The organism is Pseudomonas mucoides, assembly GCF_015461845.1.
Lineage (GTDB): Bacteria > Pseudomonadota > Gammaproteobacteria > Pseudomonadales > Pseudomonadaceae > Aquipseudomonas > Aquipseudomonas mucoides.
The window spans coordinates 20,182-42,899 of the sequence record NZ_JACOPW010000002.1; the positions used below are offsets into that span (position 1 = coordinate 20,182).

Sequence of the window (22,718 nt, forward strand, 5' to 3'; positions counted from 1 at the left end):
GCTGCTCGTCAGCTGCTTCAGAGGGTTATTTGGGGTAAAGGGGAGGCAGGCCGCTATCACCCACCGGGTCCTGGATCCGTTCGGCAATCGGGATGGCCTTGATCGCGCGCCACAGTTCTTCGCCTTGCCAGTGCTGGCCGGTTTCGCTGTAGAGCGCACCGTTCAAGCCGTCCAGCGCATCGGACAAGGGCACGAAGCGGGCGGCCATGTCGGCCAGGGTTTCCGGTTGTTGCCGCGCCCAGGCGTCGAGCGCCTGGCGGGTGGCGTGTGGATCGTTCGCCAGGCAGGCGCGCTTGAGGTCATCCAGTACGGTGCGCGGGCTTGGGCCGGTCTGCGTGGCACGCAGGATCGCCGGTTGCCAGCGCGCTCGCCACCAGAGGCCGAAGCCGAGCAGGGTGGTGCAGGCCAGGATCAGCGTGCTGAGTTTCCAGCGCCACAGGGTTTCGCTGTCCGCGGCGGAACCGACCTGAGGCATCCCGGTTGGTGTATCGACCTGCATGCTCGGATTATTCGCGACCTGCAGGGTGCGCGCCGGCAGGCTGCTGCGTTCCAGATGATCTTCGAAGGTGTTCCACCAGACCACGTCCACCGCCGGCAACTCGATGGCACCGCTGCGCGCAGGCACCAGGGCCTCACGGTCTTCACGACTGCCGATCAGGCCGCGTTCGCTGTTCTGGTTGCCCAGTACCGGTTGATCCGGGTAGCGCCGCAAGCCGTTGACGTCGGTGGCCGGCAGCGGTGGCAGTTGCGAACTGGCCAGGCCTTCAACCTTGAGGATCAGGCTGCGGGTCAGCGAGTCGCCGACCTGCGCGTGGTCCGGTTCCGGATTCCAGCTTTCGCTCAGGGTTACGCTGCGGGCCGGCAACCAGGGCAGATCGGCAGGGTAGGTGATCGGTTTGGCCTTGACCGTCAGCAACATTTGCGTGGAGCTGACGCGCATCAGCTTGCCGGATTTCGGCACTTGGGCGGCGGCGTCCTGCGCCGGCTGGGTGTCGACCAGTGTGGCGCTGAAGATCTGCGCCGGAATCGCCAATTCGCCACTGTGTTGCGGATAAATCGCGTAGCGCATTTCGATCACGCCATGGCGCAGACCGTTGATGACTTTCTCGTAGGTACGCGACTCGCCCAGCGGTTCGATGCGCGCATCGGGCACCTGCAACGGGGTCAGGCTGCTGTCGTCGTACAGCGACACCGAATGGTAGATGCGCAAAGTCAGGATCGCCTGGGCCTGCACGTACACACTGCTCTGGTCGAGGCTGGCGTCGATGAACACCGGGGCGAGTTTGGTCGCGGTGTTCTGGTCTTCGCTCTCGACCACTTGCAGCGTGATCGACTGGCTCTGCGCCTCGCCCAGTTGCAACGGCGGAATGGTCACGCTGCCGTTTTCCTTGGGCAGCAAGGTAATGATCCAGCGCGTGGTCGCGCGGTTGTCGCCACTGAGGGTGTTCAACTGGTTGACCTGTCGGGTGCCGCGCACTTCGAACAGCGGCTCCAGCGGGTTCAGGTCCGGCTTGCCGAACTGGGTGACGTCGCTGGATTCAAGGGTCAGCTCGACCGTCTCGCCGGAGTTCAGGCGACTGCGATCAACGCTGGCAACCAGCCCCTCTGCCTGTGCCTGAACGGCACAGCACAGCAGGGCGAGCATGAAGAGGGTGAAGCGGGTCATCGAGTTTTTCCCTGATCCTGATGTTGTTGCTGTTCGTACCAGAATTTGCGCCGGAGCAGTTCACCCGGATCATCCGGGATCTTGCGCAACCATTGCTCCAGTGCTTGAAGCTGTTCGCCTTCGATCGTGTCGCTGGTCGGGCGCGGTGGCGGCCGGGTGCTTTGCTCGTCGCCCAACTCGCTGCCCGGCACTTCATTGGCGCCCGGTTTCGGTGGCGAGGTGGCCTGTTGTTCGGCGTCCGGTGTGGTCTGTTGGACGCCGGTCTGCGGTTCACCTTCGCTCGTCGGTTGCGTGGCCGCGCCGGGCTGCGATTCTTGCGCGGCGGACGGCGCCTTGTTGTCGTCAGGCGTTTGGGGCTCTACCGGCGGCGGGGTGTTTTTCTGTTTGAGCAGACTCTCCACCAACGCTTTGTTGGTCAGGGCCGGGCGCAGATCCGGTTGCAATTCCAGCGCCTGTTCGTACGCATCCAGCGCAGCTTCCAGCTCACCGCTTTTGGCCAGGGCATTGCCTCGATTGTAGTGGGCGTGGGCGTCACTGCCTTGGGCAAACCGCTGGGCGGCGCCACTGTAGTCGCCGGCTTCATACAGCGCCACGCCTTGCCATTGCGGGTCCTGGAAATACTGCGCAGCCCTGGCCGGATGGTCTTGCCTGAGCAAGTGCAGGCCCCGTTGATCGGGGCGCAGCCACAAGTCTTCGAAGTCGAAGGCATAACTCGGTTGTGGCAGCGCCAACAGCAACGGCAGGCAGAACAGCCAGCCGCGCCGCCCGGCACACGCCGCCAGCAGCAACAGCGGCAGCAACAGCCAGTAACCCTGGTCGGCCCAGGTATCGAGACGCAACAGTTGTCCGTCATCGCGTAGCATGCGCGGGCCATCCAGCAGGCCCAGCGCACGCAGGTCGGCCTCGTCCAGTTGCGCCTGGCGATAGCGTCCGCCGAGATCATGGGCAAAAGCTTTAAGGCTTGAGTTGTCCAGGCGCGGCACCAGAATGGCGCCCTCGCTGTCCTTGAGGAAGCTGCCATCCTCCTGAGCCACCGGCGCCCCCTCGGCGGTGCCGATGCCCAGCATCAGGAATTCGGTTGAGTGACCGTCCAGAGCCTTATGGATGCCTTCGCGTTCCTGTTCGGTCAGGGTTGAACCGATCAGCAGGATCCGGCCATCGCCCAGGGCGCCCTGGCTCAGCAACGCAAGGGCCTTGCTCACCGCGAGGTCTGCGCGATGGCCGGCCTCTGGCATCAGCGACGGTTTCAGCGCATCCAGCAGGTTGCGGCTGGTCGACAGGTCATCCGACAGCGGCACCAACGTGTGAGCGCTGCCGGCGTAGACGACGATGGCCGTCTGGGCGTCGCTGCGCACCTCAAGCAGATCAAGGAGCTTGCGCCGCGCCTGCTCCAACCGGTTCGGTGTCACGTCGGTGGCGAGCATTTCCGGGGTCAGTTCAAGCACCACCACCAGCGGGTCGGCGGGCTTCTGACTGTTTTGTTCGACCCGTTGCCAACTCGGGCCGAGCAGCGCCAGCACGGTCAACACCCAGGCCAGGCCAAGCACGACCCACGGCAGTTTGCTGTCGCGTCCGTTGCCGCCGCTGAGCAGTGCGGCGTGAAAGGCCGGCGGCAGAATCATCTGCCAGCGCCCGGCACGCTTTTGCCGGTGCCAGAGTTGCCACAGCAGCCAGCCGAGTACCGGCAACAGCAAGAGCCACCACGGACGGAACCAGAACGGCCAGAGCGCGCTCATCGGCGTCTCCGCAGGCGCAGGCGTTTGAGGCGCTGGCGCCAGTCAGGCAGGGGCGATTGCAAGAACAGATCCTTGGTGAACAGGCGTTGCAACGGGTTGTGTGGCCAGCGCTCGCGCACCACTAACAGCATGCTCAGCAGCAGCGCCATGGCCAGCGGCCAGTGATACAACGCCTGCGCCGGGCGGGCCTGGGTCGGTTGTTGCGTTACGGGCTCGAGTTGGTCGAGGGTGTCCTTGATGATCTGCAGTTCGTTGCCGTCATGGGCGCGGAAGTACTGACCGCCAGTGGCTTCGGCGATGGCTTTCAGGGCCGGCTCATCGAGGTCCAGGCTCGGGTTCACGCCCAAAAAGCCCAGCGTGCCGCTTTCTTCCGGGTTGGCGCCAATGCCGATGGGGTAGATTTTTACCCCTTCGCTGGCCGCCAGTCGCGCGGCGGTCAATGGGTCGATTTCACCGCCGTTGTTGGCACCGTCCGTCACTAGAATCAACACACGGCTCTGTGCCGGGCGCAGGCGCAGGCGTTTAAGGGCCAGGCCGATGGCATCGCCGATGGCGGTGTTCTTGCCGGCGATGCCGATCCGCGCTTCGTCGAGCCACACGCGCACGGTGTGTCGGTCAAAGGTCAGCGGCGCTTGCAGATAGGCCTGGCTGCCGAACAGGATCAGGCCGACCCGATCGCCATCGCGGCTTTCGAGGAAATCACCGAGCAAATGCTGCACCAGGCTCAAGCGGCTGACGTCCTCGTCCTGCCACTGCATGTCGGGGAAATCCATCGAGCCGGACACGTCCACCGCCACCAGCAAGTCGCGGCCACTGGCGGCAATCGGCAGCGGCTCACCCAGCCATTGCGGACGTGCGGCGGCGATCAGCAGCAACAGCCACAGCAGCATGAACGGTGCCTGCTGACGCCAGGCCGGCAGGTTCGCCCGGGCGCGGCGGCGGGCCAGGCCTTCGAGGTCATTGAGGAAGCTGACTTTGAGGGCCGGCTCGCCGCTGTCGGCCACTGGCAGCAAGACGCGCATCAGCCACGGCAAGGGCAGCAAGGCAAAGATCCACGGCCAGGCGAACTCAAACATGTTTGCGAATCCAGGTGTCGACGGCTTGGGTCAGGCCGGCAATGGCCTTGTCGTCGAGTTTGCATTCGGGTTTGTAGGCGCCTTCCACCAGCACCATCCAGCGGGTCAGACCGGCCGCCGGGCAGCGGTTGTCGAGAAAGGCCAGCCATTTGCGCCCGTTGAGGGTGTGGCTCTGGCTGTAGGGGTAGTGGTTGCGGCACAGGCGTTTGAGCAAGCCATTGAGCTGCTGCAGCCAGGCACCGGCCGGCGCGCCGTCGTAGGGCTTGGGCATTTGCGCCAGTTCGGCCAGCGCGGCGAGACGCACCGGGTCCAGCGGTTGTTCGGCGCGAACGATGGGACGTTTGCGCACGACCAAGTGGCGCATCCGCCACAGACCAAATCCGATCAGCGGCAGCACTGACAGCAACAGCCACCAGCCCGGCGCGGGCGGCCAGAATTCGATGGGTGGCGGGCTAATCAGCGGTTGCAGTTGATCGAGGCTGCTCATCGACCTTTCCCCGGTTTCTGTGGGTTCAGAAATTCGCGCAGTTGTTCGACCATCTCGCTCTGGGTGCTCAACGGCATCAGCAACACGCGCAGCTTCTGGGCGAGCAATTCCCAGCGGGCGATGCGTGCTTCGGCCTGGGCGCGATAGGTCTGGCGCAGGTCGAAATTCAGGGTGTCGAGTTCCAGTTGCGCGCCGCGTTCGGCGAAACGCAGCAAACCGGCGGCGGGCAGGGCGTGATCCAGCGGATCGGAGAGGGGCAGCAGCAACAGGTCGCAATGGCGCGACAGCAGGCTCAGTTGTTGCTCCGAACCCTCGGTCAAGGCGCGCTCGTCGCAGATCACGATCACCAGGCTGCCGGGGCGCAACACTTCCCGCGCCCGACGCAGGGCCAGGTTGAGGGAGTCGCGGTTCTGCTCGGTTTCGGTGTGCAGCGATTGATTGACCCGAACCAGCCGGTTGAGCAATTGCAGGAGGCTCTGTTTGCTGCGCCGCGGCTTGATTTCGTAATGCTCGTTGTCACCGAACACCAACCCGCCCACCCGGTCGTTATGACCCAGCGCGGCCCAGCCAATCAGGCTGGCAGCCTGAGCGGCGAGCACCGATTTGAACATCAGGCCCGAACCGAAAAACAACCGGCAACTTTGCTCGACCATGATGAAAATCGGCCGTTCGCGTTCTTCATGGAATAGTTTGGTGTGGGGCTCCTGGGTGCGCGCAGTCACGCGCCAGTCGATGGTGCGCACATCGTCGCCGGCCTGATACACCCGCACCTGGTCGAAGTCCACCCCGCGCCCGCGAAATTTCGAGTGGTGCAGGCCGATCAGCGGGCTGCGCTGGCTCGGCGTGGAAAACAACTGCACTTCCCGCACGCGATGGCGCATGTCGATCAGCTCGGCGAGGCTGACACGGATGCCCGGCTCGGGCGGCAGTAGGGCGTTCATCGGGGTCAAGCGACGGCTACGACGTCGAGAATCCGCTGGACCACCCGGTCCTGGTCGATACCAGCAGCTTCGGCTTCAAAGGACAGAATGATGCGATGGCGCAGCACGTCAAACAGCACGGCCTGGATGTCTTCCGGGCTGACGAAGTCGCGGCCGGCCAGCCAGGCATGCGCGCGGGCGCAGCGGTCGAGGGCAATAGAACCGCGAGGGCTGGCGCCGTAGGCAATCCAGTCGGCCATTTCCGGGTCGAACTTGCCCGGGTTGCGCGTGGCCATGACCAGTTGCACCAGGTATTCCTCCACGGCGTCGGCCATGTACAAACCGAGGATTTCCTTGCGTGCGGCGAAGATCGCCTGCTGGCTGACCCGGCGTTCCGGCTTGGTTTCGCCGTTCAGGGCTTCGCCACGGGCTTGCTGGAGGATCTTGCGTTCAACCGCGGCGTCCGGGAAACCGATTTTCACATGCATCAGGAAACGGTCGAGCTGCGCTTCGGGCAGCGGGTAGGTGCCTTCCTGCTCAATCGGGTTTTGCGTGGCCATTACCAGAAACAGCGGCGACAGTTCATAAGTGCTGCGCCCGACGCTGACCTGACGCTCGGCCATGGCTTCGAGCAGCGCCGATTGAACCTTGGCCGGGGCACGGTTGATTTCGTCCGCCAGCACCAGGTTGTGGAAAATGGGACCTTGCTGGAAGACAAAGCTGCCGGTTTCCGGGCGATAGATTTCGGTACCGGTAATGTCGGCAGGCAACAGGTCGGGGGTGAACTGGATGCGGTGGAACTGCGCTTCGATGCCTTCGGCAAGTTCTTTGATGGCCTTGGTCTTGGCCAGGCCCGGGGCGCCCTCGACCAGCATGTGGCCGTCGGCAAGCAACGCGATGAGCAAACGCTCGATGAGTTTTTCCTGGCCGAGAATCTGCGTTGAAAGAAAGGTTCGCAGCGCGAGCAGCGCTTCACGATGTTCCATCGATGACTGTTCCTGGAGAAGGTGGCCGAAGTCGTTCGAATAACGCTTGGGCTGGGGGCGTTACTTTAATCCATCGCGGGGGGCGGGGACTAACGGCATTTTGTGCAAAGTGCGGGAAATGGTTGGCGAAATTGTTGGATTTTTGTAGCAGGGGAGCGTTGAGGTGGCAGTTCTGGCCTCATCGCTGGCAAGCCAGCTCCCACAAGTTTCAGCGTTGAGCATGCGATTTGTGCAACACATCGACCACCGTGGGCGCTGACTTGCCAGCGATGAGACCCATCCAGACGCTATCAAACTTCGTTAATGAAGGTCCCGGTCCCGTCGAGGATGTTCTTCAGGGTCTCTACAACCTCATCCATATCCACCATATCCGGGTTGAAAGTGATCTCCAGCACATCGTTCCCGTTCAATGCATCGGCATCCGCCGCCGCAATCTCGATCTTCAACAGATTCGAACTCAGGGTGACTTTCACCCCATCCAGGGTCGAAGGCTCGCCATCCAGGGTGATTTCCAGTTCGTCCTCGTCCGGGTAGCGACTCATTAGGAACATGTCGCCCTCCTCACTGTGGCAGCAGAGCATGGCCATGTTGTCTTCCTCGTCATCGCAAGGGTTCACAATCAAGAGGGCGGTGGTCATTTGCATGGGAAATTCCTGGCTCGACGAGCGTGGTGAAGACGCATAAAGCGCAATTCTGCCAGCCCAACGGAATTTCTGCTCGGCTGAGTGTCAGAGCAGGGGCGTGGACACTTGGAGTGTTACTGGTCATTTCTGGTACGCAGGTGCCGGAAAACCGGGGATAAAACGCCCGTTTTTGCCCACGGCTGCTAGTGTTGTTCGAGGCGTGTGCCGCCAGTTGCGTGCCGATGACCGAATATGTCGCAGCACCGCAAGCACGGGCCTCGCCGCACTCGTTAAGCTGCGCAACGGATGAGCACCTGTAAAGACATTGCGCTGTTCGCAGCCCAGTCGGTTTTGCAGATGCCCATTCATGGAAGGTGAATGTGACCTGAGTGTCTCGTCCAGCTTCACCCACCTGTCCCCTGTTTCCTCTGCCCGAGAATCAGGAACAGGGTGACGGATCGCCCCGAAAGGGGTTTTGCACGCGACGCTTCCATCAATAACAAGCCCAAGCGGAGTACCACAGATGGCGTTCTTCACCGCAGCCAGCAAAGCCGACTTCCAGCACCAACTGCAAGCGGCACTGGCACAGCACATCAGTGAACAGGCACTGCCACAAGTGGCGCTGTTCGCTGAACAATTCTTCGGCATCATTTCCCTGGACGAGCTGACCCAGCGTCGGTTGTCCGACCTCGCCGGCTGCACCCTTTCTGCGTGGCGCCTGCTTGAGCGCTTCGATCACGCGCAACCGCAAGTGCGCGTCTACAACCCCGACTACGAACGCCACGGCTGGCAGTCGACCCACACCGCGGTCGAAGTGCTGCACCACGACCTGCCATTCCTGGTGGACTCGGTGCGTACCGAGCTGAACCGTCGCGGCTACAGCATTCATACCCTGCAAACCACTGTGCTGAGCGTGCGTCGCGGCAGCAAGGGCGAGTTGCTGGAAATCCTGCCCAAAGGCACCCAGGGCGAAGGCATTCTTCAAGAATCGCTGATGTACCTGGAAATCGACCGTTGCGCCAACACCGCCGAGCTCAATGTCCTGAGCAAAGAGCTGGAGCAGGTACTCGGTGAAGTCCGCGTCGCCGTCGCCGATTTCGAACCGATGAAAGCCAAGGTCCAGGAAATCCTCACCGGTCTGGACAACAGCCAGTACGCGGTCGACCCTGAAGAAAAAGGCGAAATCAAAAGCTTCCTGGAATGGCTGGTGGGCAACCACTTCACGTTCCTCGGCTACGAAGAGTTCGTGGTGCGCGATGAAGCCGACGGCGGCCACATCGTCTACGACCAGGATTCCTTCCTCGGCCTGACCAAACTGCTGCGTACCGGCCTGACCTACGATGACCTGCGCATCGAAGACTACGCCGTGAACTACCTGCGCGAACCGACCCTGCTGTCGTTCGCCAAGGCTGCGCACCCAAGCCGTGTACACCGTCCGGCTTACCCGGATTACGTGTCGATCCGTGAAATCGATGCTGACGGCAACGTCATCAAGGAATGCCGTTTCATGGGCCTGTACACCTCCTCGGTGTACGGCGAGAGCGTGCGGGTCATCCCGTACATCCGTCGCAAGGTCGAAGAAATCGAACGCCGTTCCGGCTTCCAGGCCAAGGCTCACCTGGGCAAGGAACTGGCGCAGGTGGTTGAAGTGCTGCCGCGCGATGACCTGTTCCAGACCCCGGTCGACGAACTGTTCAGCACCGTGATGTCGATCGTGCAGATCCAGGAACGCAACAAGATTCGTGTGTTCCTGCGCAAAGACCCGTACGGCCGTTTCTGCTACTGCCTGGCTTACGTGCCACGGGACATTTACTCCACCGAAGTGCGCCAGAAGATCCAGCAAGTGCTGATGGATCGCCTGAAAGCCTCGGATTGCGAGTTCTGGACGTTCTTCTCCGAATCCGTGCTGGCCCGCGTGCAACTGATCCTGCGCGTCGACCCGAAGAACCGCCTCGACATCGACCCGGTTCTGCTGGAAAAAGAAGTGGTGCAAGCTTGCCGCAGCTGGCAGGACGACTACGCGAGCCTGGTAGTTGAAAGTTTCGGCGAAGCCCATGGCACCAACGTGCTGGCCGACTTCCCGAAAGGCTTCCCGGCCGGTTACCGCGAGCGTTTCGCCGCCCACTCGGCTGTGGTCGACATGCAACACCTGCTGAGCCTGAACGAAAAAAATCCACTGGTGATGAGCTTCTATCAGCCACTGGGTCAAGTGTCCGGCCAGCGCATGCTGCACTGCAAGCTGTATCACGCCGACACGCCGCTGGCGCTGTCCGACGTGTTGCCGATCCTGGAGAACCTCGGCCTGCGCGTGCTGGGTGAATTCCCGTATCGCCTGCGTCACACCAATGGTCGCGAGTTCTGGATTCACGATTTCGCGTTCACCGCCGCCGAAGGCCTGGAACTCGACATCCAGCAACTCAACGACACGCTGCAGGACGCCTTCGTCCACATCGTGCGTGGCGATGCCGAGAACGATGCGTTCAACCGCCTGGTGCTGACCGCCGGCCTGCCGTGGCGCGATGTGGCGCTGCTGCGTGCTTACGCTCGCTACATGAAGCAGATCCGTCTGGGCTTCGACCTGGGCTATATCGCCAGCACCCTGAACAACCACACCGACATCGCTCGCGAGTTGACCCGGTTGTTCAAGACCCGCTTCTACCTGGCGCGCAAGCTGTCGGGCGATGATCTGGAAGACAAGCAGCAACGCCTGGAACACGCGATCATTGCCGCTCTGGACGAAGTCCAGGTGCTGAACGAAGACCGCATCCTGCGTCGCTACCTGGACCTGATCAAGGCCACCCTGCGCACCAACTTCTACCAGACTGATGCCAACGGCAAGAACAAGTCGTACTTCAGCTTCAAGTTCAACCCGCACCAGATTCCAGAGCTGCCGAAGCCGGTACCGAAGTTCGAAATCTTCGTTTACTCGCCTCGTGTCGAGGGCGTGCACCTGCGCTTCGGCAACGTTGCTCGTGGCGGTCTGCGCTGGTCCGACCGTGAAGAAGACTACCGCACCGAAGTCCTGGGCCTGGTAAAAGCCCAGCAAGTGAAGAACTCGGTCATCGTGCCCGTGGGCGCGAAGGGCGGCTTCCTGCCGCGTCGCCTGCCACTGGGCGGCAACCGTGACGAGATCGCGGCCGAGGGCATCGCCTGCTACCGCATCTTCATTTCGGGCCTGCTGGACATCACCGACAACCTGAAAGACGGCGCGCTAGTGCCGCCGGCCAACGTCGTGCGTCATGACGACGATGACCCGTACCTGGTGGTGGCCGCGGACAAGGGCACTGCGACCTTCTCCGACATCGCCAACGGCATCGCGATCGACTACGGCTTCTGGCTGGGTGACGCGTTCGCTTCCGGCGGTTCCGCCGGTTACGACCACAAGAAGATGGGCATCACCGCCAAAGGCGCATGGGTCGGCGTTCAACGTCACTTCCGCGAACGCGGCATCAATGTCCAGAAAGACAACATCACCGTGGTCGGCGTCGGCGACATGGCCGGCGACGTATTCGGCAACGGCCTGTTGATGTCCGAGACGCTGCAACTGGTGGCTGCGTTCAACCACCTGCACATCTTCATCGACCCGAACCCGGAGCCGGCAAACAGCTTTGCCGAGCGTCAGCGCCTGTTCGACCTGCCGCGTTCGGCCTGGTCGGATTACGACACCAGCATCATGTCCGAAGGCGGCGGGATCTTCTCCCGTAGCGCGAAAAGCATCGCGATTTCCCCGCAGATGAAAGAGCGCTTCGACATTCACGCTGACAAGCTGACCCCGACCGAGCTGCTCAATGCCTTGCTCAAGGCACCGGTAGACCTGTTGTGGAACGGCGGCATCGGGACCTACGTCAAAGCCAGCAGCGAAAGCCACGCCGATGTCGGCGACAAGGCCAACGATGCACTGCGCGTGAACGGCAACGAACTGCGCTGCAAAGTCGTGGGCGAGGGCGGTAACCTCGGGATGACCCAACTGGGTCGTGTCGAATTCGGTCTCAATGGCGGCGGTTCCAACACTGACTTCATCGACAACGCCGGTGGCGTGGATTGCTCCGACCACGAAGTCAACATCAAGATCCTGCTGAACGAAGTGGTTCAGGCGGGCGACATGACCGACAAGCAACGTAACCAGTTGCTGGCGAGCATGACCGACGAAGTCGGCAGCCTGGTGCTGGGCAACAACTACAAGCAGACTCAGGCTCTGTCCCTGGCTGCGCGTCGTGCCTTACCGCGTATCGCTGAATACAAGCGTCTGATGAACGATCTGGAAGGCCGCGGCAAGCTGGATCGCGCCATCGAGTTCCTGCCGAACGAAGAAGCGATCAACGAGCGCGTTTCAGAAGGCCACGGCCTGACCCGCGCCGAGCTGTCGGTACTGATCTCCTACAGCAAGATCGACCTCAAGGAGGCGCTGCTCAACTCCCTGGTACCGGATGACGACTACCTGACCCGCGACATGGAAACCGCTTTCCCGCCGACCCTGGTGAGCAAGTTCTCCGAAGCCATGCGCCGTCACCGTCTGAAGCGCGAAATCGTCAGCACCCAGATCGCCAACGACCTGGTCAACCACATGGGCATCACCTTCGTTCAACGACTCAAAGAGTCGACCGGCATGAGCCCGGCGAATGTTGCGGGTGCCTATGTAATAGTTCGGGATATCTTCCACCTCCCGCACTGGTTCCGGCAGATAGAAGCCCTGGACTACCAGGTTTCCGCTGACGTGCAACTGGAGCTGATGGACGAGCTGATGCGTCTGGGCCGTCGCGCCACGCGCTGGTTCCTGCGCAGCCGTCGTAACGAGCAGAACGCCGCTCGTGACGTTGCGCACTTCGGTCCACATCTGGCAGCGCTGGGCCTCAAGCTCGACGAACTGCTGGAAGGCCCGACCCGCGAAGGCTGGCAGACCCGCTATCAGGCTTACGTCGCCGCTGGCGTACCTGAGCTGCTGGCGCGCATGGTTGCAGGCACTACTCACCTGTACACCTTGCTGCCAATCATCGAAGCGTCGGACGTGACCGGCCAGAACGCAGCAGACGTGGCGAAGGCTTACTTCGCCGTCGGCAGCGCGCTGGACATCACCTGGTACCTGCAACAGATCAGCGCTCTGCCGGTTGAAAACAACTGGCAGGCCCTGGCCCGTGAAGCGTTCCGTGATGACGTCGACTGGCAGCAACGTGCAATCACCATCTCCGTCCTGCAACAGGGCGACGGCACTCAGGACGTGGAAACCCGCCTGGCGCTGTGGATGGAAGCGCACGAAGGCATGATCGAACGCTGGCGCGCGATGCTGGTGGAAATCCGTGCCGCCAGCGGCACGGACTACGCCATGTACGCGGTGGCCAACCGTGAGTTGCTGGACCTGGCATTGAGCGGGCAAGCGGTGGTGACCACCACTGGTGCCGTCAGCGAAGAGCTGGAACCGGCGGCCTGATCAGGCGCTGAATGAAAAAAACCCGCATGGAGACATGCGGGTTTTTTTTGCCTGATCGCGATGGGGTCATATGCCTTAATACAACTTCCGCCCCGAATTATTATCCAGCATCGATACTTTATCTGTCGGGCTGGTCAGTAAATTACTGAGCGACTGGTCAAACTTCTGCAGCGCCCTGACTTGCACATTCTGTTGCTCATTAATATCCGCCACTATCTCCGAGCTCGGTTTAAAGTCCGCCCACAGAGGCGTCAGCGCTTTAGCGTCATGCCCTTGTGCAGTGCCAATATAGTTGAGATTAGCGTCGTAAAAGTCTGCACTGACATCCGCCGCTATATCCGAACTTCGCGAGGTCATCAACTGGCTGCGGCTGTCGACAATCGCGACCACGTCCGGTTTCGCCGCCTTGAGGCTCTGCATGTCCGGGTACACCGTGACCGAGCCGAACTGGCGCTGCAACGAGGCCTTGACCCAATCCACGGCCAGGTCGGGTTTAGAGGTGGCGACGTAGGCGTCATGAATCGGCTGCACCAGCAAACTCTGGCCGAAACCGGTGCCAGCGTTGGCCTGGTAGTCCTGGAGGTAGGCGCGATTGGTCTGGGTGTTACGGCTGTAGACGATGCCAAGCGACACATTATGGCCATTAGGAATGCTCGTGGCATTGCTGCGGCCAACAGGCGCGGTAAAGATGCCGTCCAGCGAAGAGACCGCACTTGGCGCAGTGGGGATCGAGCAGCCTGATAAAACAACGGTCATCGTCAAGGTACTGACAAGCGCAAGTTTCATGGTGTTACTCCAGTGAAACAACTTGAGTCGGGAAGTTTGAGTGCCGGTAGGGGGCGGCGGTGATTCCAGACTAAACCTGTCTTCACGGAATTAAATAACCAATAAGCAGGCTTATCGTCAGTTCAATAGTTTTATTTGGTTTAAACAGGGTCGTTTGATTGCTTCAAGAAATAAAAAGGCCCGAAATCAAAGTTCGGGCCTTTTTATTTATGGTTGTACGTTCAGCCATCAGTTTTCCAGTGGGATCAACACTTTCTCGTCGGGCGACAACACCATGAACACCAGCAGTTTGGCGGGCTGGGTGGCGCTGGCGTTTTTCGAGACCAAATGTTCCGATCCTGCCGGCTCGTACCAGTATTGGCCGGCCTTGTAGGTGATCGCTTTTTCACCCTTCACCTGGGAGGTGATCGAGCCGGAAATGACATACGCCATGGCCGTGCCTTCATGCTTATGGGCAATCGAGGATTGGCCAGGCTTGTAGTCGACTTCAATCATCATGGCTTTTTTGCCAGGGACGTTTTTCAGCAATTGATCCTGCAGCACCGTGACCTTTTCTGAAGGGCCTTCGTGGGCGAGCGCGGTGACTGAGGCGGTCAGGGCGAGGACAGCAAGCGGGGCAGCAAGGAAACGCAAAGCTTTCATGGTTCAGTACCTGCGGTGGTTATCGTCAGCAACAAAGATAGTCCGCAGGGTGGACCAATCAAACAGCCAATATTCGGGAAGGTGAGGGGACCAATCCAGCCCCCGAATTACGTATGCCTTGTAGCAGCTGTCGAGCAACGCGAGGCTGCGTTCGGCGGCTGCTACAGAGCGGCTACAGGGTGCTTTAGCGGATCGGGAAGCTGTTGAAATCCACGGCGTTCGCCAGTTGATTGTCAATCAGGCCGATGAAGCCCTGGACTTCCGGGCAGTTGAAATGCGAGTGCATCGCCGCTTCCGATTGCCAGCGCGCGCTGACGGTCCAGCGGTTGGTGTCCTCGGGGCAGCGGTCGACCATATAGGAGTCGCAGCCCGGTAGTTCGCGCAGGGTTTCGACAATCTTTTGCAGTTGCTTGCCCAGTTCATCCGAGCGGCCTGCGGCAGCCTGCACCTGTACGGTATTGATCACTTCGTGGGACATTGCTCACACTCCTGAATCAGGCCGGACGAATCCTGCTCATTGAGGGATAACGCTTATGCAGGATAGGCCTGCAACCCCGGACCACCAATAGCCAATCGCCCGGTAAAGGCGCAGACCAATCCGTCAGGCCACCTGCTGCAAAATGTCGCGCAGACGGTCCAGGGCGGTGTCGATGTCCAGCGTGTCAATGGCGCCAAAACCCAGCAAAAGCCCGTCCTGCGGCGCTTGCTGGAAGTAAAAGGCCTCGATCGAATAGAGCCCGACTTCGACCTTTTTCGCCAATTCAATCACCAGAGCCAGATCGATAGGCACTTTGCACATTACCACCATGTGGAACCCGGCCGTGGTCGGCACTGGCTCGAACCACGGCGACAGGTCGCCCGCCATGCGCGCCAGGATGCGTTCGCGACGCCCGGCATAGATCGTGTGGCAGCGCCGGATATGTTTGAGCAAGCAGCCTTCGGCGATGAATTTGGCCAGCGCCCATTGGGGCATGGTCGACGTGTGCAGGTCGGTGAGTTGTTTGGCGCGGATCACGGCTTCGAGAATCGCCGGCGGTAAAATCGCATAGCCGAGCCGCAACTCCGGCAGCAGGGTTTTCGAGAAGGTCCCGACGTAGGCGACGATCCCGCGCTCATCCATGCTTTGCAGCGAATCGGTAGGGCGGCCCTCGTAGCGAAATTCGCTGTCGTAATCGTCCTCGATGATGATCGCGCCCAGTTCATAAGCGCGCTCCAGCAGCGCCGCCCGGCGCTCCTGGCTCATCGGCAGGCCCAGCGGGAACTGATGGGACGGTGTGACGTAGATCAGCCGCGTACCACGGGGGATTTTGTCCACCTGAATGCCTTCTGCGTCCACCGGTACGCCGATCACCGTGGCACCGTGCGAGCCAAACAACAGGCGCGCCGGCGGGTAACCGGGGTCCTCCATGGCGACGATGCTACCGGGGCGCGTGATCACCCGGGAAATCAGGTCCAGCGCCTGTTGCGCGCCGTTGCACACCACCACGTCTTCGTCCTGGCAATTGACCCCGCGCGAGAACGCGATGTGCCGGGCGATGGCGTTGCGCAACGCCGGCAGGCCCTCGGGCAGGCTATAGAAGCCCTTGGAACCGGCAATCTGGCGCAAGGCATGGGAGGTGCAGCGGCGCCAGTCATCCTGCGGGAACTGGCCCTTGCTGGTGGCGCCACCAATGAAGTCATAACGCAACGAGCCTTCCAGCGTCGGGTGCCGCAGGAATACGGGCAGCTGGCGCCAGGATTCGATGACCTCAAAACTCGCCAGTTCGGAATGGCTTTGTTTGCGGTCGATTTTCGAGGGGCGCGCATTCACGTAAGTGCCTTTGCCGATCACCCCGGTGAGGAAGTTTTCGTAGGTCAGTTGCGCGTAGGTGTCGGAAATGGTCTTGCGCGAAATCCCCAGCTGTTCGGCCAGCAAGCGGCTGGGCGGCAGCTGGGTCCCGGCGGCGAGGCGCCCGGATTCGATGGCGCTGCGCAACTGGTTGTACAACTGGCCCGTCAGGTCCTTGCGGCCGTTGATGACAACATGAAGTTCCATACCGGCGAGGCTCCTGCAGCGGTTGAGGCGCGTGTGCGTCGCGCCAGATTACCCGCATGCGCGGCCGTGCAGAAGTTGCGCAGGTGAAAAACCCGGGATTGGTCTGGCGCCGAGTGGTCCATGGTTATTTCGCCGAATTGGCTCTGTCACGTCGCGACCTCGACGACTACCGTGAAATTCACATCATCGCGTCACGAGGTCGCCCCATGAGTTCCCGCCTGGATTACTACAGCGCGTCGCCCAAAGCGATGAAAGCGATGATTGCCATGGAAGCCCTGACCAGCAACCTCAGTATTGAGCCCGCGTTGCTGCACCTGATCAAGATCCGCGCCTCGCAGCTCAACGGCTGCGCCTTTTGCACCGACATGCACTCGGTGGACGCCCGCCGCCTGGGTGAGACGGATCGGCGCCTGTATTCGATCGTCGTGTGGCGCGACAGCGGCTTTTTCAACCCTCGGGAACGGGCGGCGCTGGCCTGGACCGAAGCGGTGACGCTGCTCTCCGAAAGCCACGTGCCGGATGACGTTTTCGCACTGGCGAGGGAGCAATTCAGCGAAGCGGAGCTGGTCGATTTAACGATTGCCGTGACCACCATCAACAGCTGGAATCGCCTGGCGGTGAGTTTTCGGCAAACCCCTGGCGGCTGAATCGATTATCCGCGCCGAGTGTCACATCAGGTTCATACACGCTGCGCAGGATGAGGTTTTCAAGGATAGATCGACAGGGAGTCACTGATGTCATTGATGGAATCCACCTATGCGGCCGGCATCGACCCGGTGCTGGCGCAGTCCTTTCGGGTGAGCGCCCGTTGCGGGTGCTTCATGCAGGCCGCTCGCAGCCTCAACATCAAATCCACGCAGTTGCGCAAACACCTGGCGCAGCTGGAGTCGCAATTGCAATGTTCGCTGTTCAATCATCAGGACAATGGCCTGGCCCTGAGTCGTGAAGGGTTGGCGCTTCAGGCGCAACTGATCGCGCTGGCCCATGAGCGCGATGCACCGGTGATCGAGCAACCGCTGATACGTCTGGCGGTGGCCGAGTCGATCCTGCATGACATCCTCGGCCGTGACCTGGTCGCCTTGTTGCGCCGCAACGCCAGCGTGCGCCTGGACATCATTACCCTCGACAGTGAGCTGAGCCTGCAAGCAATCAGCGCCGATGTGGTGCTATGGCTGGCCGGCACGGATTCACCGCTGCCGGGGCCGAGTTTTGCGGTCAGCGAACCGCAGCGACTGGCGCGTCTGGAGTATCTGCCGCACATCGCCAAACGCTATTCGCGGGTCGCGGCGCGGCCGGGCAGCCTCGATGACCTGGCCGACTTCATGCTCGTGCAGTGGCAGCATGACCGTCAGGTCGAGAGCTTTCGGCCATGGAACAGCGTGGTGGATCAGCGTCTGGCTGGCGTGGTGCAGTTGCATTCCTATGAACTGATGCTGGAGATGATCCGCTGCAGTGCCTGCATCGGGTTGTTGCCGCGCTACATCAGCCAATTCGACCGTGGTTTGATTGCGTTGCCTGAACTGTTCGAGCAGCCGATGCCGCGTCAGGTCTGGATGGCGGTGAATGCCGACACTCAAGGTCAGGCCGATGTGCAGATGATCGTCGAGCTGATCCACAACACCTTCAACGAGCGCCGGGAGTGGTTCGAGAGTTAACCACAGTTAACTGTAGGAGTGAGCCTGCTCGCGATAGCGGTGTATCCGTCGACATTTATTTTGAATGTTAGGCCGCTATCGCGAGCAGGCTCACTCCCACAGGGAATGTCGCCATATTCGGAGATAGCGTTGTAGAGTAAGCGGCCATGTCTGCCTCAAGGATGAATCACCCATGCCTGCCACCGAACCGGTCATCACCCTCGAACGTTTCAGCGAAGCCCACATCGAGGGCGTCACCGCGCTCTACAACGACCCGGCCATTACCCGTCAGGTCCTGCAAATGCCGTTTCAATCCACCGAGATCTGGCGCCAGCGCCTGGCCTCGGATAACGAGCGCCTGGTGAAACTGGTTGCGCTGCATCAGGGCACGGTCATCGGCAACATTGGCCTGGAACAATTCTCGCGGATCCGCCGCAGCCATGCCGGCAGTATCGGCATGGGCGTCGCGGTGGCATGGCAGGGAAAAGGCGTGGGTTCGACGCTGTTGGCGGCGGTGCTGGACATCGCCGACAACTGGATGAACCTGCGGCGGGTCGAGCTTTCGGTGTACGCCGACAACGAAGCGGCCATCGGCCTGTACCGAAAGTTCGGTTTCGAGACCGAAGGCCTGCTCCGTGACTACGCCGTGCGTGACGGCCGACTGGTCGACACCCTGAGCATGGCGCGTCTGCGTCGCATGCCTGACACCGAGTGACTCAGTCGCCCAGTGCAAACGCCACCGCCGCCTGCGCATGCAGTTCGGTGGTGTCGAGCAGGGGCAGGGCGCTGTGTTCGGGTTTGATCAGCATGCCGATTTCCGTGCAACCGAGGATGATCGCCTGGGCGCCGCGTTGGGTCAGCGATTCGATCACCTGCTGGTAAACCTTGCGCGATGTTTCGCTGATCACCCCGACGCACAACTCGTCGTAGATGATCCTGTGCACGGCGTTGCGTTGCTCGGCTTCCGGCACCAGCACGGTCAAGCCCATCGCGCTCAGACGATCCTTGAGGAAGTCCTGTTCCATGGTGAACGCGGTCCCGAGCAACCCGACCTTCAGCGCACCGGCATCGACGGCTGCCTGACCGGTCGGGTCGGCGATGTGCAGGAACGGAACAGTGATCGCGGCCTGAATCTGTCCGGCCACCTTGTGCATGGTATTGGTACACAGCACCACACACTCGGCGCCGCCAGCCTCAAGCCCTCGCGCCGCGTCCACCAGAATCGCCGCCGCATCGTCCCAGCGCCCGGCATGCTGGGCCTGTTCGACAGGCCCGAAGTCGACGCTGTACATTAGCAACTGCGCCGAACGCAACGGCCCGAGCCGGTCACGAACCTGCTGATTGATGAGGCGATAATATTCGGCGCTGGACTCCCAGCTCATGCCGCCGATAAGGCCGATGGTGCGCATGCGGTGCTCCCTGTGAATGGCTAACCTTGCGAGAGTATCCCGTGGATCTTGACGGTCATCTATCAGGAAATTTCACATGCCCAGCGTGCTGAGCCAGCACGTGCTGAGCGCTAGAGCTTGCCTGCAACTGTTGCCCCGTGCGGCCTACAGTGTTCGTGATCCGGCGCAGTCGTTGACCCTGGGCGTGACGCTTGAGCGCCAGCAAGGCGTACACGCCATTGATTCAGACCGGCGGGTGGATTTCGATACTTTGCCCGGTGTGCTGGCGTTCACGCCGGTGGGCGTCGAGGTGTTTTCCGAATCGGCGAGCGGTGGTGAATACCTGTTGATGCGCCTGGATGAGCCGTTTGCGGATGAGATGCTGCCAGCCGTCCGCCAGCGTGTTCAGTCAGCCGGTGATCGACGGGCGCTGACGTTCGCACGCGAGATCCGACGCCTGTTGCTCAACCCTCAACCTGATCTGATGGCGCTTGAGCAAGCCGCCCTGAGCCTGATTGACCAGGCGCCTGTGACGACTCGATCCAGACTGCACGCCAAAGCGTTCGCCCCGGTACTGGATCAGATCGCCGAGCAGTTCCATGAACCGCTGACGCTGGACCAGTTGGCCGCGACTTACGGGCACAACGAACTGCGTTTTCTGCGCGACTTCACCCGGGTCATGGGCCTGACACCGCATGCGTATCTCGTTGAGGTGCGCCTGCAAGCCGCCCGACGGATGATCGAACACACGGACCTGCCGTTGGCCAGCATCGCTCTGGACAGCGGTTTCGCCCATCAGTCGCACATGGGCAGCGTTTTTCGCAAACACCTGGCCATGACCCCCAGCCAATACCGCTCGCGCTTTTAGTCGTACGCCGGCGGCCTGCATCTGCCATGCTCAATGTCCGCAGCACCGCTCCAACCAAAGGAACACCGCAATGGACGACGTACAACAACTGGGCGAAATGCTTCGCCACTACGCAGAAAGCGAAGCGCACAAAAAGCAGACGTTCGAGTCGCAATCGGCGCTTTGGGCGACGCGTATCGGCGAGCTGTTCGATCAGATCCAGCAGTGGCTGGAACCGGTCCAGGCGCCGCATCTGCTGGAAGTGAGCCGTGAGGCGTATGTGGCTTCGGGGCCTAGCGTGCCGGTGGAGACGTCGCCGTTCAAGACCGAGAAATTGTCCATTGTCATTGCCGGCAAACCGGTGGAGTTCGTGCCGGACGTGATGGGCGCTGGCGGTCAGATTTCCCTGGCGGTGATGGGGCTGACGGCCGCGCGCTATGGCAGCGTTTCGCTGGTGTGCCTGCCGCCGTCGACCAGCTGGCAGTGGCGCAAGACCAATGGCCTGAAAGACCCGGACACGTTTGCATTTGATGCGAATTTTCTGGCGCAGCAGTTGCAGGGCCTGATCCCGCGTGATCGCGGCCAGGTCCTCCCGGACTGAACTAAACCCCCTTGCAGGAGCCGAGCTCGGCTCCTGCATTGGATAGGGTGTGGGTCAGATTTTGAGGTTGCCCCAGCCGGGCTTGGCCTCTTCTGGCGCTACCGCCTTCACCTTCTTCCCCGTGGCCGATTCCACTCGCCGCGCCACCTCGGGATCATCCGCAAACGGAATCAGACTGGCATCCTCCAGGCTCTGCGCCGTCTCCCGCTTCAGGCAATATTCAACCCCCAGCCAAAGCCCCAGCACCGCCATCACATTCAATAGCACTTCAAACATTCCAGGCTCCTTGCCTCAGGCAATCTGTGCTTCACGCTCAGCCATCGCCACGTCCGCAACCCGCACAGTGCGCCAGGTGTTGTAGGCCATCAGCAGCATGCCGCTGAGGAAGAACACCCCGCCGGTAAAGCGCACCACAAACCCCGGGTGGCTGGCCTGCAAGGCTTCGACGAACGAATACGTCAGCGTGCCGTCGTCGTTTATTGCGCGCCACATCAGGCCTTGGGTGATGCCGTTGACCCACATCGACGCGATGTACAACACGGTGCCGATGGTCGCCAGCCAGAAGTGTGCATTGATCAGGCCGATGCTGTGCATCTGCTCACGGCCAAAGACTTTCGGCACCATGTGGTAGACCGCGCCGAAGGTGATCATCGCCACCCAGCCGAGCGCCCCGGCGTGAACGTGGCCGATGGTCCAGTCGGTGTAATGGGAGAGGGCGTTGACGGTCTTGATCGCCATCATCGGACCCTCGAAGGTCGACATGCCGTAGAAGGCCAGGGACAACACCAGAAAGCGCAGGATCGGGTCGGTGCGCAACTTATGCCAGGCGCCCGAGAGGGTCATCATACCGTTGATCATCCCGCCCCAGCTTGGCGCCAGCAGGATCAGCGACATCGCCATGCCCAGCGACTGTGCCCAGTCCGGCAGCGCGGTGTAGTGCAGGTGGTGCGGGCCGGCCCAGATGTACAGGGTAATCAGCGCCCAGAAATGCACGATGGACAGGCGATAGGAGTACACCGGGCGCCCGACCTGTTTCGGCACGAAGTAATACATCATCCCGAGGAACCCGGTGGTGAGGAAAAAGCCAACGGCGTTGTGGCCATACCACCACTGCACCATGGCGTCGGTCGCCCCGGAATACACCGGATAAGACTTGAACCAGTCCACCGGGATCGACAGGTGATTGACCACATGCAGCATCGCGATCACCACGATGAACGCGCCGAAGAACCAGTTACCGACGTAAATGTGTTTGGTCTTGCGCTGCACCACGGTGGTGAAGAACACGACCGCGTAAGCGACCCAGACCACCGTCATCCATACCGCGCCGGTGAACTCGATCTCGGCGTATTCCTTGGTGGTGGTGTAGCCCAGCGGCAGGGTGACCAGCATGGTCACGATCACCGATTGCCAACCCCAGAAGGTGAACGCGGCGAGGGTGTCGGAGTACAACCGCACCTGGCAGGTGCGCTGCACCGCGTAGTAACTGGCGGCGAACTGCGCGCTGCCGGCAAAGCCGAAAATCACCAGGCTGGTGTGCAGCGGACGCAAGCGACCGAAAGTGGTCCACGGCAGGTCGAGGTTCATCTCGGGCCATACCAGTTGCGAGGCGATCCACACCCCCATCGCCATCCCCACGACACCCCAGACGATGGTTGCCACGATGAATTGGCGCACAACCTTGTAGTTATAGGCCTGTCCGATTGTTGCTGTGCTCATGGTCAATGCTTCCACGGTTGCAAAGGCTTCTACTGTAGAAACCCCGTCGGAAACAAAACAGACTCAGGAAAACTTCATTTATACGGATCAGATCCGAGGCCACCCTGCGGTCATCTGCCACAAACTGATACGTTTTTTTAGCGTTCA

At 61.2% G+C, this 22,718-nt stretch carries 20 protein-coding genes; 6 read left to right on the forward strand and 14 right to left on the reverse strand.

Going from position 1 to position 22,718, the window contains the following annotated elements; genetic code table 11:
* Nucleotides 1-25 precede the first annotated feature (25 nt).
* From H8F22_RS08820 to H8F22_RS08850, 7 genes are all read right to left on the reverse strand, one after another.
* The gene (locus H8F22_RS08820) at nt 26-1,666 is read right to left on the reverse strand and encodes a BatD family protein (RefSeq protein ID WP_027923421.1); all 1,641 of its coding nucleotides are present in this window, start codon (nt 1,664-1,666) and stop codon (nt 26-28) included.
* Nucleotides 1,663-3,402 (reverse strand): tetratricopeptide repeat protein, encoded by a 1,740-nt coding sequence (locus H8F22_RS08825; protein WP_027923422.1) that lies wholly within the window; start codon nt 3,400-3,402, stop codon nt 1,663-1,665. Before H8F22_RS08825 ends, H8F22_RS08820 begins: the two co-directional genes overlap by 4 nt.
* Entirely contained in the window at nt 3,399-4,478 is a 1,080-nt protein-coding gene (locus H8F22_RS08830; protein ID WP_027923423.1) for a vWA domain-containing protein, read from the reverse strand. The genes H8F22_RS08825 and H8F22_RS08830 overlap by 4 nt, the downstream gene beginning before the upstream one ends.
* Complete coding sequence (locus H8F22_RS08835; RefSeq protein WP_027923424.1) at nt 4,471-4,965, reverse strand: DUF4381 domain-containing protein; 495 nt, start codon at nt 4,963-4,965, stop codon at nt 4,471-4,473. The genes H8F22_RS08830 and H8F22_RS08835 overlap by 8 nt, the downstream gene beginning before the upstream one ends.
* Nucleotides 4,962-5,906, reverse strand: coding sequence for a DUF58 domain-containing protein (locus tag H8F22_RS08840; protein WP_027923425.1), 945 nt, complete (start codon nt 5,904-5,906; stop codon nt 4,962-4,964). Before H8F22_RS08840 ends, H8F22_RS08835 begins: the two co-directional genes overlap by 4 nt.
* A 5-nt stretch (nt 5,907-5,911) precedes the next feature.
* Complete coding sequence (locus H8F22_RS08845; RefSeq protein ID WP_027923426.1) at nt 5,912-6,871, reverse strand: AAA family ATPase; 960 nt, start codon at nt 6,869-6,871, stop codon at nt 5,912-5,914.
* A gap of 290 nt (nt 6,872-7,161) precedes the next feature.
* Nucleotides 7,162-7,515, reverse strand: coding sequence for a hypothetical protein (locus H8F22_RS08850; protein ID WP_059180946.1), 354 nt, complete (start codon nt 7,513-7,515; stop codon nt 7,162-7,164).
* Nucleotides 7,516-8,017: 502 nt separating this feature from the next.
* On the opposite strand from H8F22_RS08850, the gene H8F22_RS08855 reads away from it, so the two are divergent.
* Nucleotides 8,018-12,919 carry an NAD-glutamate dehydrogenase gene (locus tag H8F22_RS08855; protein ID WP_059180945.1) on the forward strand — a complete coding sequence of 1,634 codons (4,902 nt, stop codon included), beginning with the start codon at nt 8,018-8,020 and terminating at the stop codon, nt 12,917-12,919.
* Between the two features lie 75 nt (nt 12,920-12,994).
* Here H8F22_RS08855 and H8F22_RS08860 read toward each other — a convergent pair whose 3' ends face one another.
* The 4 genes from H8F22_RS08860 to pdxR all read right to left on the reverse strand — a co-directional run bounded on the left by H8F22_RS08860 (nt 12,995) and on the right by pdxR (nt 16,382).
* Nucleotides 12,995-13,705: an ATPase gene (locus H8F22_RS08860; protein ID WP_194939977.1), complete on the reverse strand. Its 711-nt coding sequence runs from the start codon at nt 13,703-13,705 to the stop codon at nt 12,995-12,997.
* Between the two features lie 228 nt (nt 13,706-13,933).
* Complete coding sequence (locus tag H8F22_RS08865) at nt 13,934-14,347, reverse strand: cupin domain-containing protein (protein WP_194939978.1); 414 nt, start codon at nt 14,345-14,347, stop codon at nt 13,934-13,936.
* Between the two features lie 184 nt (nt 14,348-14,531).
* Nucleotides 14,532-14,825, reverse strand: a complete 294-nt coding sequence (locus H8F22_RS08870; RefSeq protein ID WP_027923431.1) for an antibiotic biosynthesis monooxygenase family protein — start codon at nt 14,823-14,825, stop codon at nt 14,532-14,534.
* 123 nt (nt 14,826-14,948) lie between these two features.
* The gene (gene pdxR / locus H8F22_RS08875) at nt 14,949-16,382 is read right to left on the reverse strand and encodes a MocR-like pyridoxine biosynthesis transcription factor PdxR (protein ID WP_194939979.1); all 1,434 of its coding nucleotides are present in this window, start codon (nt 16,380-16,382) and stop codon (nt 14,949-14,951) included.
* A 206-nt stretch (nt 16,383-16,588) separates the two neighbouring features.
* On the opposite strand from pdxR, the gene H8F22_RS08880 reads away from it, so the two are divergent.
* The 3 genes from H8F22_RS08880 (at nt 16,589) to H8F22_RS08890 (ending at nt 18,731) form a co-directional block, all read left to right on the forward strand.
* Entirely contained in the window at nt 16,589-17,029 is a 441-nt protein-coding gene (locus H8F22_RS08880; RefSeq protein WP_027923433.1) for a carboxymuconolactone decarboxylase family protein, read from the forward strand.
* Nucleotides 17,030-17,116: 87 nt separating this feature from the next.
* On the forward strand, nt 17,117-18,037 hold the full coding sequence (locus H8F22_RS08885) for a LysR family transcriptional regulator (RefSeq protein WP_027923434.1): 921 nt from the start codon (nt 17,117-17,119) through the stop codon (nt 18,035-18,037).
* Nucleotides 18,038-18,209: 172 nt separating this feature from the next.
* Nucleotides 18,210-18,731 (forward strand): GNAT family N-acetyltransferase, encoded by a 522-nt coding sequence (locus tag H8F22_RS08890; RefSeq protein ID WP_059180943.1) that lies wholly within the window; start codon nt 18,210-18,212, stop codon nt 18,729-18,731.
* A gap of 1 nt (nt 18,732) precedes the next feature.
* On the opposite strand, the gene H8F22_RS08895 is transcribed toward H8F22_RS08890, so the two are convergent.
* A complete protein-coding gene (locus H8F22_RS08895; protein WP_027923436.1) occupies nt 18,733-19,425 on the reverse strand; it encodes an aspartate/glutamate racemase family protein in 693 nt (230 codons plus the stop codon).
* Between the two features lie 76 nt (nt 19,426-19,501).
* Between H8F22_RS08895 and H8F22_RS08900 the strand changes: the two genes are divergently transcribed.
* Together H8F22_RS08900 and H8F22_RS08905 are read left to right on the forward strand one after the other, a co-directional pair.
* Nucleotides 19,502-20,272 carry a helix-turn-helix domain-containing protein gene (locus tag H8F22_RS08900; RefSeq protein WP_194939980.1) on the forward strand — a complete coding sequence of 257 codons (771 nt, stop codon included), beginning with the start codon at nt 19,502-19,504 and terminating at the stop codon, nt 20,270-20,272.
* 70 nt (nt 20,273-20,342) lie between these two features.
* Nucleotides 20,343-20,852 (forward strand): hypothetical protein, encoded by a 510-nt coding sequence (locus tag H8F22_RS08905; RefSeq protein WP_027923438.1) that lies wholly within the window; start codon nt 20,343-20,345, stop codon nt 20,850-20,852.
* Between the two features lie 54 nt (nt 20,853-20,906).
* Here H8F22_RS08905 and H8F22_RS08910 read toward each other — a convergent pair whose 3' ends face one another.
* Nucleotides 20,907-21,128, reverse strand: coding sequence for a hypothetical protein (locus H8F22_RS08910; RefSeq protein ID WP_059180942.1), 222 nt, complete (start codon nt 21,126-21,128; stop codon nt 20,907-20,909).
* Nucleotides 21,129-21,143: 15 nt separating this feature from the next.
* On the reverse strand, nt 21,144-22,571 hold the full coding sequence (ccoN, locus tag H8F22_RS08915) for a cytochrome-c oxidase, cbb3-type subunit I (protein ID WP_059180941.1): 1,428 nt from the start codon (nt 22,569-22,571) through the stop codon (nt 21,144-21,146).
* Nucleotides 22,572-22,718: the final 147 nt, after the last annotated feature.